The organism is Williamsia sp. Y853 (assembly GCF_056786495.1).
In genome coordinates this window covers 882889-900690 of record NZ_JBXCJC010000002.1, presented here as the reverse complement: position 1 = coordinate 900690, position 17802 = coordinate 882889, and the positions used below count along the sequence as shown (strand labels likewise).

Here is a 17802-nt window from a genome sequence, read left to right as displayed (position 1 = left end):
GGTGCTCGGCCGACCTCGCCATCGGGCGCAACGACCACGCGGAGTCCAGGATTCATCTGAACAGATGAATCGCATGCTCGTTTACCGAGGAAGGGGGCCCCAGTTTTCGCCGAATACGCGAATCTTCGACCGCGGCAACGCATTCCCGTAAACAGATGCTGGCCATCGTGCACGGTATCTATTGCAGAGCCTAAGGGCTTTTGTCGGCTTTGTCTCATACACTTTGGCGACTTGGTCGCTCCGCAGGGCCGCGCATCTGAGAAGGGTTCGACGTGGAACACAACGACCAAGGATTGCAGCACGCAGTCGATCACGCTGTCCGAAGTGGTGAGCGCGAACTGGCGCAGCTCGAACGCTCGGTTACAGCGGTACTTGGGAGGTTCAAATCCGCGACAGGGACTGATGCAGACCCGGCTCACCAGCCCGTCGCAGACCTTTCGCAATTCACGGCTGACTTCGAGGCAGAAGCCCATGGACATTTGAACGCCCAACGCGAGCGATTGGCGACCTTTAATATCGCGTTCTTCGGACGGACCGGAGCAGGCAAGAGCACCCTCCTTTCGGCCTTTGGAGAACTCGACGGTGGATACGTGTCGCCCGGGGACAGCGATTGGACAACCGACGTAACCGAGATCGATTGGCGCGGGTGCTCCCTTTGGGACACCCCAGGCATCAACGGCTGGGGTCGAACTCAGAAACGCGCCGAACTCGAAGAGACCGCACGCCGCGCCGTGGAGGTAGCGGACGTCGTGCTGCTGTGTTTCGACAACCAGAGCCAGCAAGCATCTGAGTTCGGCAAGGTTGCGCAATGGGTGCAGGCATACGGGAAGCCGACAATCGCGGTACTCAACGTTCGCAACCTGCGGTGGCGCCACCCGGCGAAGGTGAGTAGTCAATCGGCGCGTCGGTCGCTCTCACAGGCGGTTGCCGAACACGCCAACAACATTCGTACAGAGCTCGCCAGGATTGATCTTGGTGACACCCCTATCGTGGCCATTCAGAGCCGGCGGTCCTTGTTTGCTCGCGCCACGACACCGTTCAACGGGCCGGCCGAGAGCAACTTCACGTCGGATCGCGAGCAGTTCGGGACCGACTACCTCGCCGAGTGGTCGAACTTCTCGGTGCTCGAGGATCTGATCACTGCATCGATTGAGGAGGGTGGGGCAGAACTTCGACAGACCTCCTTGAGAGAAGGGCTGCGCGAAATCTTCGACTCCAGGGCCTCCGTCCTCGCCGAAATCCTGGACGATGTCGAACCGCGAATATTGTTCACAGAGAATCGGATCGACCAGTTCTTTGACACGCTCGGATATCCCGAAGGCGACGAGAGGAACGCGTATCTGGGGGTCGACGGCCGGTTGATCCCTGCGGTTGAAGTTGCGCGCGGTAAACCGTTCACCGCCGGTTCCGTCGGTACCTTGGGTCGCCATTTCGACCATCTCATGCAGTCACATTTGTCGAGTGTTCGCGAAGCCACACTGCGACGCGCTGACGATCTGGTGAGCACAGCGATCGAACAAAACACACCGCTCACCGATGAGGACTTCCAATCGGTTTACTCGACCACCGACCTGCAGAACGCCGTCGACGAGATATGGAAAGCGAAGCGAGCGTTCCTACAACGCGAGATTGAACTTGCGGTCTCGGAGGTCGTGCCTGACGTCGCGGACACGACAACTGACGGTGTCACTTTCGAGTCCATCAGCGGTGTCAGCTCGCGTGCGGGTTTGGCGTTGCAAGCCGCTGGATTGGCGGCAGGCGCCGCCGCAGGCGTTATCGCGATTCCTTCTATTGCAAATGTTTGGAACCCGGTGGGCTGGGTCGGTACCTCGGCCGTCATCGGTCTCGGCGTGGTGGGGCAGGCCGGCAAGTTTGCCGGACAACGACTCGCGAACCGGGGTGAAAACGACAGAGCAGCTGCGCGATCGGCTATTCAACGTGAGTCACGATTGGCCGTACACAAGACTTTTGACTCCATCGAGAAGGATCTTCGCGAGCAGAGCGCAGCAGAAGCATGGAACCTCGCCGGACCCGTCTTGGTTGCACTCTTGCAGCAAGTTCTCGCACTTCGACGAAGCAAGACCGAGATCGCGAACCTGGTTGATGTCCTGCAGGTTCAATCGAACGGTATTGCCCACTCATTTGCGGGCGTGGATGTCCTTGATGGCGCGGTTCGGCGAGTCATGAACTCACGGTCCACGCAGCCAGGCAACGAAGCCAAAGTTCTATTGGGCGAGAACTGGTTTGACCACAACGACGAGCGGTCATCGCGAAATGGAGAACTCACCGACGCTCATCGCGCCATCTTCACGGAGCAACGTGAGCAAGAACGTCGCCAGCTCAGGGACTGGCTGTCTCAGGTCTGGAAAGTGAGGTCCGAGAGTGAGATCGACGAGTGGATGATAGCCGTCACCGATTTCTCCTCCGATGACCTCGAACTGAGGGACGCGATCTCGCAGATCGCGGCGGCCGGACATCGCAAGCCCTCGGTGGTCATCCTTGGGGACTACAGCGCCGGTAAGTCCAGCCTGGTCAAGCGTCTGCTGGTCGAGATGAGTGGCTCGGTTCCCGAGGATCTCCACGTACGTGGGAGCGTCGCGACGAGTTCAGTCCGTACCTACGAACTCGACCACATCCGGCTCGTCGACACCCCCGGTTTTCAGAGTGGCCGCGCCAATCACGATGAGCAAGCAATGGGCGCGGTGGCGGGCGCAGCCCTCGTACTCGTTGTGGTGCACGTAAACTTGCTGATCGGCGACATGTCGTTGCTCGAAGCAATCGTGAAAGGTACCGATGCGACCGTCGCGAAAGGCGGACGAGTCCTGTATCTGATCAACCGATCGGACGAACTCGGCACCGATCCGACGTCGACCCCCGACGACTACTTGCTGCTTCGGCGCCGCAAAGCGGAAGAGCTGATCGCCGCGTTGGCATCACGGGAAATCGTGGTTGATCCGGCTGAGGTGCACGCGTTGGCCGGCGACCCATTCGGTGAGGTCGGCAGTCGGATGGATGTCACTCGAAGCGACTTCGACGGCAATCGCGATTGGGATGGCGTCGAGCCGTTGGTTCGGACTCTCGACACGTTCTCTCGGAAGCAGTCGCAAGCAGGCCTTGCGCGCTCCACTGTCGACGAAATCAGTAACTTGCTGCTGCGCCGCCGAAACGAAATGGGTCGGGACTCAATCGTGCTGGAGTCCGACTCGACTGCATTCGGCGGAGCCATCCAAGCAATCGCGAATGGCGAGCGCGATGCAGAACTTCTCGAAACGTCAATGCGCAACCGACTGAACAGAATCCTGGAGCCGCACGCGGACCGCGCACGGCATCAGGTCAGTGCTGCGGGCAAGGACGATATGGCGCGAGTCGAAGAGTCCACGGCGGGGTGGCTAAAGGATGACGAATTGGCGGCAGAGCTGGATCGTTTCATCATTGAGGCCGGGCAGGACATCGACCGCTGGTTCGCTGGGCACTCTTCGACCATCGGACGCCAGATGAAGTCTGCTGAGTTCGCGGGCACAGCTTCTCTGGGGGGCGAGGAGAAGTTCGTGGGGCATGCCGAAGGTGTCAACGCCGCGAAAGTGGTGGCAGGGTCGGCACACAACACTGCGAACCTCGCCAAGGCGATCGGCAAGCGGGACATTATCTACGGCATTGGTAAGAGCCTCGGCGTGAAGTTCAAGCCCTGGGGGGCTGTCAATGCCAGTGCACGTGTGGCCAAAGCGGCGCCAATTCTCGCAGCGATTGGTACGGCTGCCGATGGGCACGCGATGTACAAGAGTTACAAATCCAGTAAGGATCGAGAGAAGTCTCGGAACGACGCGATTGAGTTCATTACTAAAGCTGCCCGGATGGCCGAGGCCCAGATTCTCGATGGGGACGACAACGACGGCCCCATCCCGGCACTCCATGAACGTGCAGCGGTGCTCGCCGAACATCGAATTGCGTTGGAGAGGGAGCACGTCAACGTGCGCGAGACGTTGCAGACCACTAAGACCCAGATCGAAGGTTTGACAGAGCTTCTCGCCAGAGCGAGTGAGCTCTTCCCACAGGAACGGAGTGCAGGGTGACCAACTTTGACGTCCAAGCCGCGAAGAAGTGGCTAGATGAAGTCCCGGGCGGCTCACTGACCGACGACTTCGAACTTCAGTGGAAGCAGTTCGAAGCGGAGCCGAAACCGGTGGTCACGGTCTTTGGCTCGTACGACACTGGCAAAAGCAGCCTCATTCGACGGCTGCTTGTCGATGCAGGGGTCGAGGTCCCGGAGTGGTTGACCATCAGTGCCCGCCACGAAACGTTTGAGGTTCGGGGCGTCGAGTTGGCTGGTTGCGTCATCCGCGACACACCTGGTCTTGCGGTCGGTGCGCAGGATGTTCGCGGTGAAACGAATACTCGGTTAGCCCAGGACGCAATCGGACTGACGGATCTCGCAATCGTCACGGTCACGCCGCAGCTTGCCACAGGGGAGCGGGACCTGATTCGGGATCTCATCGACAGCGGATGGTCAACCGACGCATTGTGGTTCGTGATTTCACGTTTCGACGAGGCCGGCCGCGACCCGGATAGCGATCTTGACGGTTACCAGGAGCTCGCGCAACGGAAGATTGCCGAGTTGCGGGAATCGCTTGGGTTGGATTCCGGCACACCAGTGTTTGTTGTCGCCCAGGACCCGTTCCAATATGCGGGGGCAGAACGGGACGTCGATCGAGATATCTGGGACGACACCCGCGGATGGGACGGGATGGCTGACCTTTCCTCGGCCCTCGAGCAGGTCAGCGACAGCGACCTTGGCTTGTTGCGGGAGGCCACCGAACAGCGATTTTGGTCGCAGGCAGTGGCATCGGTCGTTGGTGAGTTGCGCGTCCAGCTGGTTCAGTTCGAGACAGCGGCAGCGGACGCTCGCGAGTTGAAAGCTCGCAAAGACCAGTGGGAGTCCGCTCTTGAGGAGTTGGACGGCGCCGCGCGAGCAGGATTGAAGGGCGCACTTCAACAATCGATTCGGCACGCTCTCACTAATCCGAACAGCAGCCAGGAACGCATCGTCGCCGCCATCCAGTCAGCGCTGGAGGACTGGTACCAGAAGGTCGGCCGCGAAGTTGACCTGCTTTTGCAAGACATTGCAAAGTCTGCAGATCGACAACGCACAGAACCCTCGTGGAATCGACTCGAAGCCTTCGTCGCGAAGGCCGTCACGGATTCAACGTCGGAGGGGGAGCCAGACGTGACGCGTATAGCGCCGATCCTGGCTAGGCTCGGTCCAAAGCTTGTGGCGGGCATTGCGGAGTTCGATCGCTTGAACCGGAAGCGTGTTGGTTACCAAGCCAAGAATGGACCGAATGGAACGATTGGTAAGACTGCCGGGTGGTCACCCAGCGACAAAGCGAATGCGGCTAAGGCCGTCTTATCGATCGTGGTCATTGTCGCAGGTCTGGTCGACGACTATCGGCGTCAGCGCGCAACTGCTAACCAGTTACGTGAAAGTACTCGAGCACTGGGTGATCAGCTCGAGGCCGATGCCGCCAAAGTTGCCTTGGCGGAATGGCAGAAACTCATCGACGGTGCACGAGAAGACATTGATGCGGCGATCGGAGTTGAGTCAGAACTCTCAGATGGCCTGCGAGAGAATGCTGAAGCGATTCAAAATGCGATCGCCAGATCTGAGAACGTTCGTACTGAGTGGTGAGCTCGAATATCCCAGGGCTGTAGGTCGTCATGAAGCTCGGGTTCGAGGCGGGGCCCGGTGGGCACGGGCAATGCGTTTGTCGTAACTAGCGTTGTGGCGGAGGCTGCCAGCCAGACGATTCCCAGCGCGCTGATGTGTGTGGTCTCAGCACATGAGTGACGCTTGGTGCCGCCCAAGTAGGATTGGATCGCCATCGGGTCTCGGCCGGTGTTGCGGGCGCGACCCGAGATCGTGGCAGGTTCCGGTAGTCGGGCCATGGGGTGTAGAGCCAAGGGTCAATGGTCGATCGGTTTTGCGCTTCGGCGGGTAGTGGTGTGGGTGCATTGGGCAGCGCACTCGGCTGGTGTGCGATATCCGAGAGTTGAGTGCGGGTATCGGTGGTTGTCGTTAACTTTGAAGTCTTCGATCACGATAAAGGCCTGAGAGGGTCGGTCCAGTGTTTGGGTTTAGACACTCCTTCCGTAGCCGGCTGCTGAACGATCCGATGTACCCGCTGTCCCAGCGCGTCCCGGGAGGAATGTATGAGATGTCTACACTCTTGTCGCAGAACTGTTGCAGTGCAAGGTAAGTGAGCTCCGGGCCGTTTGTTCATTCCTGGCACCTCCACGGACCGCCCCACAGGGCGAAGACGGTGCCCCGTTGCCCCGTTTCGCCACCAGCGAGGGGATTGGTTTGGGTGTCCGAAGATGTCAACCGAGGGGTCGCTGCGATTGCGCCAACGCCGCAGCTAGGCCTTTGTGCGTTTCGACACGGGTTTGTGCCGTATCCGGACCTCCGGAAGTACCGCTTCTAGAAATCCCGGCACTTTTGAACCTCCGAGCACCAGCTGGCGATCCAGTAGGCGATTTCCTGATTCGCACGAAGTCTCACTAATTAGCGAGCACCCGTGGCACGCAGAGAGATTCAAATGAGACGACCCCTGCCTATCACTCTCGATGCAAACCGGATCATTGGAGCAGACGTCCGCGTCATTCAAGGCAGCAACAATCAGCGGGAGGAGTTTATCTGGACTTCCAAGTCGAACAAGTCCACCGAGTGTGCCCTGTGCGTCACCTGCTGCGGTGTAGATCAGTATTCCTGCAGTGTGGTCTGGTCGTGCCGTGCTGGCGTAAATGCGTTCTTGGAGTGACGCTGATGAATAGCCGCTGGCGAATGCGAGTCGCCGGATCAAAAGATGCGCGAGGGTGTGCAGCGCAATGAACCTCGGCTCAGGTTCATCCAGGCGGTGAGCCCAGAGTTCCTCGCTCCGGCGTCCAACCAGTATATCTGCCCGTTCCTGAACATAGGGGTTCTCTTCCCACTTGGACACAGCTCTCTCATCGAAGCGGAGAAAGATACCTTCGCCGAACAGTTCTATTGCCGGATACACCGGTCGGCGCCTTCGGTCCGGACCCATGTCGGCACAAATTAGCGTTGCCCCGGGATTGTGTCGCCGGAACCCAAGGAGAGCCCGGACCTCCCGCACGCGTCTGACTTGACCGACGCCAGAAAGCCGGCTGGTGAGTTGTTTTGGCGCCACGCCATCGTCAGCGATTGGCCAACCATCGACCACGAAATCCTCACCGCTCCTGTCGCGACCGTGGCCCAGCTTCTTGACGAACGCTGCCCATTCACCATCCTTCAAATCAAGAATAGACGTATCTGACGAACTTTCGGAGCCATCGGCGGCAGCCTCGGCGAGAACGATTTCGACGGCAACGTTGAGTTCCTCAGCAATCCATCCTGCCACGAGTTCTGCCTGCGGGCCACCGTTGTCCGCGACTACCTTTTCGAAATAAACGTGCGCGCGGATTGACTCCTTTATCTCCTCGGACTGGGGGCGTTCTTCAGGAATATCGAGGGCGGAAAGCCGCTCTGCGATATAGTTACCCGTAGCGCCGCGTTGGACTGCAACCAGCTTGTGGTCGCATGGCGCGGTCACCGCCGACTCGTGTTCCCATGGCTGCTGGCCATCGCACTTAATCCCGTCCCGGTTGAGCGCATTCTTGCTGACAAGCTCAGAGAGTGGTCGGGAACGTTTACATTTTCCGCAATTGACGCGGAGCGAAGCGAGTCCTTCACCAAACTTCGTTGAACGTTCGAACTTCAACTCTTTGTAAGCGCGGCAAAATCGCACCTCCTCTGTGACGCCTTCATCATGACCCCGATGCGCCCACATGAACCAAGGAACATCTTGCACATGGCTTCCGTTGTCGCAGATTGCGACATACCGCATAGGAACCAACATTCCGCCGCAGTCGCAGGTGTTGGACCAGTGGCCCTTCTTCTTCCCGGTCAGCATCGATAGTCTCGCGCAACGCTCGCAGAACCGCCAGCTCGGGAACCGCCAGTAAAGCAAACCCAGTGTGTCCTTCGCGGTGCGACCGGCATGAGTCGGGGGCTGCCGAAGCTCCCCGGCGCCCAATCGTGAAGTCAGTCGCGCACAGTTAATCTCTGGCGCATGCTTTCGGTCCCACCAGGAAGTATCGGGCGCTATCAGCGATTCGCCACGAACATCAACGATGGCCCCGACGCCGAATGGCGTGATTGTTTCGGGGAGTCTAAGGTCATGTTTGATCTTTTCCACGAATTATCTCCTGAAGGGGCTCTTGAACGGCTACAGATACATTTGGCTCGACAGAGCGCATTGAGTCGCCTACGAGCCAGCCGTCGCCGGACTGCCCGAATCGTCTCAACAGCGCCTCGTCTGATTGCACTCGACGGCTGTAAAGGAACGGCTTTCCCTCAACCCTTGCCCGACGAGCGCGTGAATCCCACTCGCGAAGTAGACGCCACGCCTCGTCTTTAGTCTCTGCTTCCTCGAGTATGTCCGAGCGGCCTACAGTAGCAAGCAATTTATCTACTACGCTCTCAACTGCCTTTCGCATTCGGTCATCGTTTAGGTCGAGCCTATCGGCGGAAGAATCGGATTCGAGCTGCTGAAAGGACTGTCGCAACAGCGCAACTAAGGCGCCTGCGAGCGAGCGTTCACGAGACGCCATAGACCAGGGTGTGACGCTGGTTGGTTCGACGCTGCGGTAGAGCGCCTCGTGGTAACTCCGAAATGTCTCGAAGTGCGATCGATCGCGTGCACGATTGGAACGGAACAGAGTAACTACTATACCATTGTTAGCACCGCGGCCGACTCGGCTTGTCGCCTGAATGTACTCTGCGGTTGTTTTGGGCTGGCCAACCATTAACATCAGGGCAAGGCGAGGTATGTCAATGCCCACCGACAACATATTCGACGATAGGACAACGTCGATCGCCTGTTCTGATATATCGGAACTTAGACGCAATTCGCGCAGATCATTCGGTAGCTCTTCCGGTCCTCGGCGACTGGTTAACTCAAGAACTCGTCCTGCCCGAACTCGGCGAAGAGGAAAGTTCAGGCGGTCCGCGCGTGCTTCAAGGCGCCCGTTAACATCGTCGACAACCAGAGTGCTCGTGCGTCCAAGTTCGCGAAGGCTATTGTGATACATCACGAGTGTCCAAAAGGCGTCGCGCGTCGCAATCGACGGTCGTTCTTTAGCAAGTGCCGCCGGTAACTCAACCAACGGTGCAGTAGCGGACACAAGCGCAGTCTGCTGCGGTAGTGACTGCGGCATTAGGCCGACGTAGAGCCGGCCCCCACCGCTCGTGACCGGGCGGGAAAAGAAAGTTGTGTCGTCGTCGAGGCTCGCCGGCGGATAGAGCGCGACGCGTCGACCGTAAAGGCCTTTGACTTGCTCATCTGATGCGCGAATGGTCGCAGTGGAGGCGATTATCTTCGGGCTCGAACCCCGATTTCCTAGAAGAATTTGAATTACTGCATCGAATACTGCAACAGTGGTTCCCAGTGGGCCGGACAAGAGGTGCAGCTCGTCTTGAATAATCAGGGATGGCTGTAGAAATGCTGTGTTCAACCCCAGTAGGCGCCCTGCGCGGGGAAGGAATTGGAGCCGAGCAAACTTGTCTACGGTCGCTAAGAGAATAGTCGGAGGTTCGTCATATAACACCTGGTCGACGACTGCAAGCGGTAGCTCGTGCCTAAAGTTGCAGTCCTCATTGACACAATGAATAACGACGTCGTGTCCTTCTAGTCGAAATCCGTATCTATTTGTATCGCGAGTTTTCGATCTAGGCACAATTGGTGTAAGGCACCATGGACAGCTTTCTACTTGGAATTTGTTGGCCTCGTCTGGACGCGCTGCCTTGTGCATGCGCTCGAGCGCGTCCGTCGCTTCCTTGCGCGTGCCGGGTGTGACCTCGTTCCCCACCCACAGGCCAATCGAGAATGGAGACATACCTTTGACTCTGGCATCGTCTTTTCTGAGGATCTCCATGGCGCAGATCAATGCAGCGGCTCGTTGGAATTGCTGGGCGGTTAGCAAGCGAAGCGTGTAGCGAGTGATGACCGCAGTGCCGCTTCCCTTCACTCCGTGTTCTAGCCGTCTGCGGAATATTTCGATAGCGGCGAGGCCTAAGTATGCCTCGGTCTTGCCGCCGCCCGTCGGAAACCAGATCAGGTCGACCAGGTTTCGGTCACGATGCACTTCGTCGACCGTCGAAGCGATGGAGACAAGTAGAAAGCCAAGCTGAAATGGGCGCCAGGCTGGCTCTGCTGGCTCCGTACCACGATTGAGATCAGCCTGACGCATCTGGAGTCTCATTGCGGACATCGCCAACGCAAATGCTGTCCTGAGGTTTTCATTGTTAGGATGTCGGAGTAGCTCTACCGCTTCCTCCATTCGTTGCACTGTCTTTCGTGAGCGGCCGACCAAACCGCGTGCGACCTCAGACTGGTCGCCGAAATTGTCGACCCGCGATTGCTGTTCCAAGACCGAGTCGGAGAACGCCTGTACAAAGGCTTCTAGGGTATCGACCACATTGGCGGTGTCGCTGCCTATTAGCGAGAGATTTTGCAGTTGAAGCGCTCTCGATTCGGCTGTGCCTTCCGTTAGGCCAGTCGTTTCAACATTCGGTACAATAAAAGCAGGCACGGCCGTGAGCCAGATCTTCGTGCATCCGGTAGCATCGGATTCCCAGTCCGCAGCCATGCCGTGACCGACCGCGTACACTTTGCGAGAGCGATAACGAAGTCTCAACTCGGCGGATTCTTGATCTGTATCAAATGACTTAGATATGTCATACTCAAGTATTCGTCCACCGCTCGCCGGCGTTACCGCGAGTCGGACCTGGAAAAGCATTTGATCAATGTCTAATTTGTCGTTGCCCGTCGACTTGGTGGTTAGTCGGACGAACACGGTAACGAGGTGCGCATTGCCATACTTACGCCATCGTGACCCGATCATGAGAATCACCTCGCCGGAGTTAAATTGTTGGGGCGGTTGGTGTGCGCCGACTTCCACTCCTTTAATCTGAAACGGCTCGCGTTCCCAACGAGGCGGACCTTCATCTGATATCGAGCGATACCGTGCCCCAGAGAAATGGCACGCGGCGTTAGGCGAGTCGGTGACGAATGAAATGGCGATCGAGGACGGTCGCCAGTCCTCGGCTAATTGGATACTGGCCCCAGACTCCTCCACGTCACCTTCTTCGACATCGGACGGAACGAGCGACTCCTCCAGCAAGGTATCTGATCCTTCAACTTCTGACTCAGGAGGGAAGAGCATGCCGACGGAATACTGGAGATTTGGCCGGTTGTATAATACTTCGGTCTCTCCATTCTCTGGGCCCAAGTATGCGGCTCGTATATGTCGAAGCGCGGTCTCTTGTTCGTCCGTGAGACTCACTTGAGCGTCCCCTGCAGTCGCGCGAGATCTTGAAGTCGGATTCTGTCCTCTTTTCTAGATGCAAGGATATGGAGCGACACCCGAGCACGAGTCACGGCGACATAGAAGGCTGCGACGCCAGCATCGTCGTACTCTGCCGGGAGATCGCAGACGATAACGTGTTCCGCTTCGAGACCCTTTACGCACCGAGGGCTCGTGACGACAATTCCGTCAGTGGTCGAAGTGGGTTCCGAGTTGGATCTGACACTGACTATCCAGATTCCTGCTTTTCGAACTCCGGAGTCGATAAGGTTGCGAGCAATGTCGGCCGCTTCGGCAACATCGGCTGACCCGTGTGACCAGTGCCATTCAATCTTCTCGCCATGAACTATTCCGGGGTCACCGACGTCAGCGCCAAGATACTGCTGCACCACGTGCACGATTGCTCTCGTGTTCCGAACATTTCTGGTCAGGTCGAAGGACGGGGCCTCTGCAGCGACCAACTCGTAAACGTCTTGATCGAAACGTCCGTCGACGTGAGCCTGATTGTTTGGATCGAGAAAGATCCGCCACCGGCCGTTTCGGCGCCCGCCAGCTATCACGGCATCTACCTGATCCATCGCTTCGGCTGTCATCAGATCCTGTGCCTCATCCACCAGCACCGCGTCGTATTTCGTGTCAGACTTCAATTCATCGAATGGAATTATGTCGATGTTCCTACCGTCTATTAGGGGCTTGAAAAATCCTGCCAGCGCTGGGGATTGAAATGTGATTAGGACTGATCGTCCCGCGACCGATTCTTGTTTCGCAGACTCAGCCAGCACGAGAGACTTCCCAGTTCCCGCTCCGCCCAGGACCAACATGTGCTGATTCCTCGCGAGCGAAGCGAGGACTCGTGCCTGCTCCTCGGTTGCTCGATTCTGCTCTTCGAGCACCGCGCCTCGTTGGGCATCGATTGACGGCATTCTGGTGAACTCGCCGAAGAGGCGTTCCCGGAGGTCTTTCGCTCGGGCAATCTTGGTGCTGGTCGGCGCGGTCCTTGCCCCGGCGGCAACGTCCGTGAGCGCACGCTCCAGTGCAGCGATACTCATGTCATCCTTTGCGAGCCAGTGGGAATCTTTCCATTCGACTGATCGAGGCGGTGCGTCGATATCGGGGGTTATGACCACCGCTTCGTGAGCAAACCAGCCAACGCCGTCTACCTGCAATATGTCTCTGAGGGCGTACATCGCGGATCGGCTCTGTTCCATCGGTGAAGTGGTCAACCTATGCCAGTCGCTTCGTCGGTCAATCGACCACCAGACACCGTCGTGTCGCTTGACGCCGCCCCCTTTTACTTCCACGACGATTACGACACCGCGCCATAGAACGACGAAGTCCGCCTCAGCCTGTTGTTTGTACGAGTGTGAGCGCAGGTTCACCGAATAGAATGCAACTGCGTCGGGCGGGCCGTCTATCTGTTTAAGTAGACTTGCGACTCGCTTCTCTGCATCGCTCTTCGCATGTCGCTGAATGTCTCGAAGATCGGGATTTAGGATCACGCTTGCTGCTCCTGCCAAAGATCTTCATATGCTCGGTACCCGAGAAGGTTGTTGATGTCACCGAAGTTGTCGGCCATATCAACTATTAGACATTCCTCCTTGCCTCCGTTTTCGGGGCCTCGGAGCCCGCGACCAGCCATTTGGATGTAAGCGTTTGGGCTGAACGTCGGTCGAGCGATGTACAAGGCCCGAACCCCTGGTGCGTCAAACCCCTGTATAAGCAAGTCGCAGTTTGTGAGGACTTGGATCTTTCCGTCCTTGAACATGTTGATCACATCCCGGCGTTGCTGGCGTCCGGTTTGACCGCTGACCGATGCTGCTTCCACGTTGCGATACCGTAATGTGGCGGCCAACACCTGGGCCGATAGCACGCTTGGAGTGAACACGAGTACTGGCCACTTTGGGTCCAAGCGCATGATGTGGTCGACAAGAATTGACATGCGCGAATGGTCCTGGCCAATACGATCTAGGACGTTTGCATTTATTCGCCGCATCTTCGTTGCCTCAGAACGCTCGTTCGCACTCATTTGAACGTCGACGCCCGTGAGTACCTCATGGCGAACTCGCGCGAGTACTCCACGATTAGCGAGCTCCTGATAGGCGTTGCCATCAAAAGCCTTAAGCTTAAGATTGCCGAATCGGCTGGCGAGCCTCTTGGTTCCGGACTCGGATGTGCCTTTGAAAGGCGTCGCCGACAACCCAACGAGTGGGCGAGCCCAGCCTCGTCCGGCGACGCCAAGCCACGTCAGGATACGGGTATAACGTTCGGAACTTCCTGCAGTATGACCCTCATCGATAATTACAGCCGAGCAATTGCGGAGCCACTCATATTCCGGGCTGTCGAGTATTACGTCGAGTTTTGCGTCCGTTGCGACAATTGCGCTGAACTCCGTATCAGGTTCATGTACGTCATTGCTCTCCCAGAGCCGGCCGACAGTGAGCGGGCGTTCATCTCGGAGCCCACGCCAGACTTCACTCCACGTCTGTACGGCCTGCTCGCATAACTCCTGCGATTGGGCTATCCACAGTACGGGCCCCCGTAGCTCACCATCAACAAAGAGTCTCAGGACCGTTTCGGTAGCGACTCGCGTCTTGCCCGAGCCGGTGGGGAGCTCGACCATCGCCTTAAGCGCTCGTCCGTGTTCATCGCGTTCGATAAGCACTCCCCGAAGCCGCCGACTGATGCCCTTTTGAAAATCATGCAGTTCACTTAGCTCCGTTGCGCCTGGAACGACGAATTCGGCATCCTGCCGCTGGACACGACGTCCGGCGTATTCCGACGCGAAACCCATCTTCCGTAACCATGTGATAGTGGCAGCTCCGCCAGCCCAAGTGGTCGGAACATCTGGAAATCCGATTTGTCTGAAGGTCTCCGCAAGAAACTTGATCGAATCGGATCCATAAACTGTGAGATAGAGGTTTCCTACCGATGTTCCGGTGTTGACCAAATTTTGAGCCTCGAGGGCTTGCCACAAACCCTTCGGAAGCTCGTCCCTCAGGTCGTCTTCGCCGATGTAAGTCTCTAGACGCTCGGAATCTGTGGCTGCAGTCTTTGCTTCGAGTCGGAGTTGCTCAAGCCTGTGATCGAGGCCTGCCTGAAGCACATTTGTTAGCTGGGCGTTCGTGAGTCGGAGGTCGAACGCTTGATTGACAGTGTTCAGGAGTTGCCGTTCGTTCATTCCGTTCTGGACAATGAGATGGGTGTGGTCGAGATAGCACTCAAGCGACTGGTCTTCGACACCTTCTTCGGTGGTCACGCGTTTGGTGACCTTCGCGGCGCGGGTCACGGTGGCGCTCGCGAGTGCCTCGCTAGCCATGAGAGATCGAAGCCCAGTGAACAGATCCAAGATTCGTTCGCTAACTTGCTGACCCTCGAAGAGCATCGAGAATGCAAATGTGTCTTCGAAGCGCCGGCAGCCGAGAATCCCGATCAGGCGGCTGGCCTGCTCATCTGTCGATTGAAGGCATGGTCGGTGCCGCGACAAGAGGAATTGACGTTGCTCGTCAGTGGTCGCGATGTAAACCAGGCTAGGAGAGCGTGATTCGATACCTCGACCCACCCGCGCGGGAATTCGTGGCGGCTGTGCAGTGGGGTAGGCAAGCTGACTTGCAGTCAGGATGAACTCGATCAGTATGTCATCGGCGATTTTTGGTGGCAGTAGCTCAATATTTAAGGCTTCCTGAAGAACCGCGGTGGGTACGGCTTCGAGCGCGTTCGGAAGGTTGAGCAGGTCCGCTATGTCGCGTGGGCCGATATATAGTGGCAAGATATCTTTGTACTGAACCAGAGAAGCGGCAACTACTTCACTCGGACTGCGAAAACCACGCGTAGTGTTGATCATCCCGGCTTGGTCGACGGCCCACCGGATGGGAGATGGTACGCGGTGGTTCGCGCCGGTATCCACGTCCTCGCAGTCCCACATGGCGTCCCCGAACGAGAGAAGCCCTCGCGTCCATTCCTCGCGAGTGCGTTCGGAGGCGTCGCTGTCTTGCAGGATTGGAAGGATCGAAAAGGGGCCTGGGGATATACTTCTGCTTGGGTAGAGGTTGATTCTCTCTGTTGGCCGTTCCCCTGGGCCCAGGCGCTCGTTTAGAATGCTCAGGATGTACGTGGTGTATTCGTCTTGACGAGGCTCATCTTCAAAGACGTAGTCCTGCATCGGTTCTTGAACGACGCCTAGTCCGTGCGCCACCTTTGGAACGCAACGCTTGCTATCCAACAAATTGGAGGCGAAATCGCCGGTGAGTGCCTCGGCGAGATCGAAAACTTGCTGCGGCCAAGCCCATCCACCATCTTTAGTTGGTACCTTTACCGCTGAGCTAGGGTGCGATCGAACAATCTTGATAGCTTCATGAGGCGCAACTTTTATGGCCGCTTCCCAAAATCCGGACAACTCGCCCTCGTCTGAATTTGCGGAGAGTCGCGACACGCGTGCATTCAAGATTGCTGTCGGGTCCAGATTTCTAAAGCCTGCGTTTCTAAGCAGTATTTTAGCCTCGGGCTGGATGAGAAAGGTCTGATCAACAAAGACGGAACCCTCGATTTCAACGCCTTCTTCTTGTTCGAGGAAGACTAGATTCTTGTCGTCGAGGGATCGTAATCCTTCCGTTGTTGGGATTATTTTGGCCTGACCAATATTGGGTAGGCCTATGTGAGAGATTGCAAACTTTAAGGCGGCGAGGGCGGATTCATGGTCGCTTCCGTCTGCCCACTCGCGAAGCCAGGATAGAAGCCCCCTCTTTGGCATTAGCTCAAGGGCGCGTTTTTCGTCACGGGCTCCGTCTGCTATTAGTTCTGGATTATAGGCAGCGATGAACAACTGACGTAGTCTTGTGAAGCGGGTCGGCGAGGTATAGCACCGCCAATGCGGTACGTCTTTCGCGGTGTTCGAAGAATCGAGCCAGGATCTGTGTTCGGTTTCTTTGGCCGCTACTAGAAAGTCGAGAGGATTGAGTTCAGTCGGGTAATGGAGGTCTCCGTTTCCGTCGGGTATCAACGGCAGCTGAGTCGCGTCGAGCGGTACATGAGTGCATAGGAAGTTGTCGCCAAACGAGCGCTCTTCGCGTCCGCGCGCTGGTAGGTAGTCAAGGTGGGATGCAGGGTCTTCGCCTGTGCTGACCCGGGGTAGGAGATTCACGAACATCGTGGAGAGCGTCTTGAGTATTTCTCGGTTGTAGTCGTTGCGAAGCAAAGTTGTGCGGTCATCGTTGACACTCCACGGAGCGTTGAAGAGGGCCGAAGCCGAAGTGTGGTCCTGCAACGGAAAGTACGACCAGAATCTCCCGACCCGCTGTTGAGCCTGCCGCACGGGCACGGCGACAGTCACCTTGACTTCGTTACGTGAGACTGCTTCACCAACCTCTTTTCGAGCCCTTCCGGAGGGTTTATGCATCTGTTCGTCGATGATCCATTCATCGCCGCTACCGTCAGGGCGCTCAATTTTAAGGACGCCGTCACCGAGGTCGCGGGAGACGTGGCTCGTTTCGAATCCATCTTCTCCTATGACGCGAAGTCTGACTTCTCGTACCGAGCCCACAAATAGAAGGAACTCCGACGAAAATGCCTCAATCTCGGTGCGAAGGCGCGCGAGGTTCGTCGCGCGAGGCAGCTTGATAACTGTGGCTGCCCACTCTGCGAGTCCTGCCAGGATCGGGTCGGCGTCGAACTCGGCATTCGAGTCCATCAAGGTCGCTGTACGAAGTATCGGGAGTCGCCTTGCGTTCGCGCCTACGCTGGCGATCGCAGCCTGAGCGCTCTGTGAGTTGAACTCAAAGGACACAGACCGGCTGAAAACCTGCGGCGCGTCGGTGACTGCGAGAACTGATTTGAATCCGAGTCCGAAGCGGCCGATCTCGTCACCTCGCTTGCCGCTAAGATGAGCATGCGAGATGGCCGTTAGACCATTTTTTGTGAAGGGTCGGCCCGCGTTCGCGCAGTAGAGGGTTTCGTTTGTTTGGTCGAGTATTATTTCGACTCGTCCAATGTGTTGACTCGTTCCGTCGTCAGTGGTGCCGGACATCGCGTCTGCGGCGTTCTGGACGAGTTCAAGCAATGTTCTGTTGGCGTACCCGCCCACGCGGATGGTTTCCTCGTGGTTCGCATGCTCTGAGATCAGGTTGGGATTCGCTTGATACGACGCAATCGCTCGGTTGAATTGACCTTCCACCTCTTGCGCTAGGCCTGTGTTGGGGGTCCACGCCGATTGCGTCATAAATGTAGGTCTCCTTAAGTGTGTCTTCGGAACGTACCAGTGAGTCGCCTAGAGCGGCTCAAATTTTGTTTGTGTCCCTGCGAAACCTGTTCTGGCAGAGCCAATGTTGTTGGAACTACTTGATCTCGGCTGTTGGCAATCGTCCGTTCGGCCTACCTTCCTGTGGTGATCTA

Annotated in this window: 7 protein-coding genes; 2 read left to right on the top strand and 5 right to left on the bottom strand. The window is 57.3% G+C overall.

Annotated elements, in window-relative coordinates; all coding sequences use genetic code 11:
- Positions 1 to 500 precede the first annotated feature (500 nt).
- Positions 501 to 4070 (top strand): GTPase, encoded by a 3570-nt coding sequence (locus AC1TPF_RS16040; protein ID WP_482144679.1) that lies wholly within the window; start codon positions 501 to 503, stop codon positions 4068 to 4070.
- The gene (locus AC1TPF_RS16035; RefSeq protein ID WP_482144678.1) at positions 4067 to 5683 is read left to right on the top strand and encodes a GTPase; all 1617 of its coding nucleotides are present in this window, start codon (positions 4067 to 4069) and stop codon (positions 5681 to 5683) included. The genes AC1TPF_RS16040 and AC1TPF_RS16035 overlap by 4 nt, the downstream gene beginning before the upstream one ends.
- Before the next feature lie 387 nt (positions 5684 to 6070).
- On the opposite strand, the gene AC1TPF_RS16030 is transcribed toward AC1TPF_RS16035, so the two are convergent.
- From AC1TPF_RS16030 to AC1TPF_RS16010, 5 genes are all read right to left on the bottom strand, one after another.
- Complete coding sequence (locus AC1TPF_RS16030; protein ID WP_482144730.1) at positions 6071 to 6211, bottom strand: integrase core domain-containing protein; 141 nt, start codon at positions 6209 to 6211, stop codon at positions 6071 to 6073.
- 199 nt (positions 6212 to 6410) lie between these two features.
- A complete protein-coding gene (drmB, locus tag AC1TPF_RS16025) occupies positions 6411 to 8249 on the bottom strand; it encodes a DrmB family protein (RefSeq protein WP_482144677.1) in 1839 nt (612 codons plus the stop codon).
- Positions 8230 to 11235, bottom strand: a complete 3006-nt coding sequence (locus AC1TPF_RS16020; protein WP_482144676.1) for a helicase-related protein — start codon at positions 11233 to 11235, stop codon at positions 8230 to 8232. Before AC1TPF_RS16020 ends, drmB begins: the two co-directional genes overlap by 20 nt.
- 158 nt (positions 11236 to 11393) lie before the next feature.
- Positions 11394 to 12917 carry a nuclease-related domain-containing DEAD/DEAH box helicase gene (locus AC1TPF_RS16015; protein ID WP_482144675.1) on the bottom strand — a complete coding sequence of 508 codons (1524 nt, stop codon included), beginning with the start codon at positions 12915 to 12917 and terminating at the stop codon, positions 11394 to 11396.
- Entirely contained in the window at positions 12914 to 17629 is a 4716-nt protein-coding gene (locus AC1TPF_RS16010) for a sacsin N-terminal ATP-binding-like domain-containing protein (RefSeq protein WP_482144674.1), read from the bottom strand. Before AC1TPF_RS16010 ends, AC1TPF_RS16015 begins: the two co-directional genes overlap by 4 nt.
- Positions 17630 to 17802: the final 173 nt, after the last annotated feature.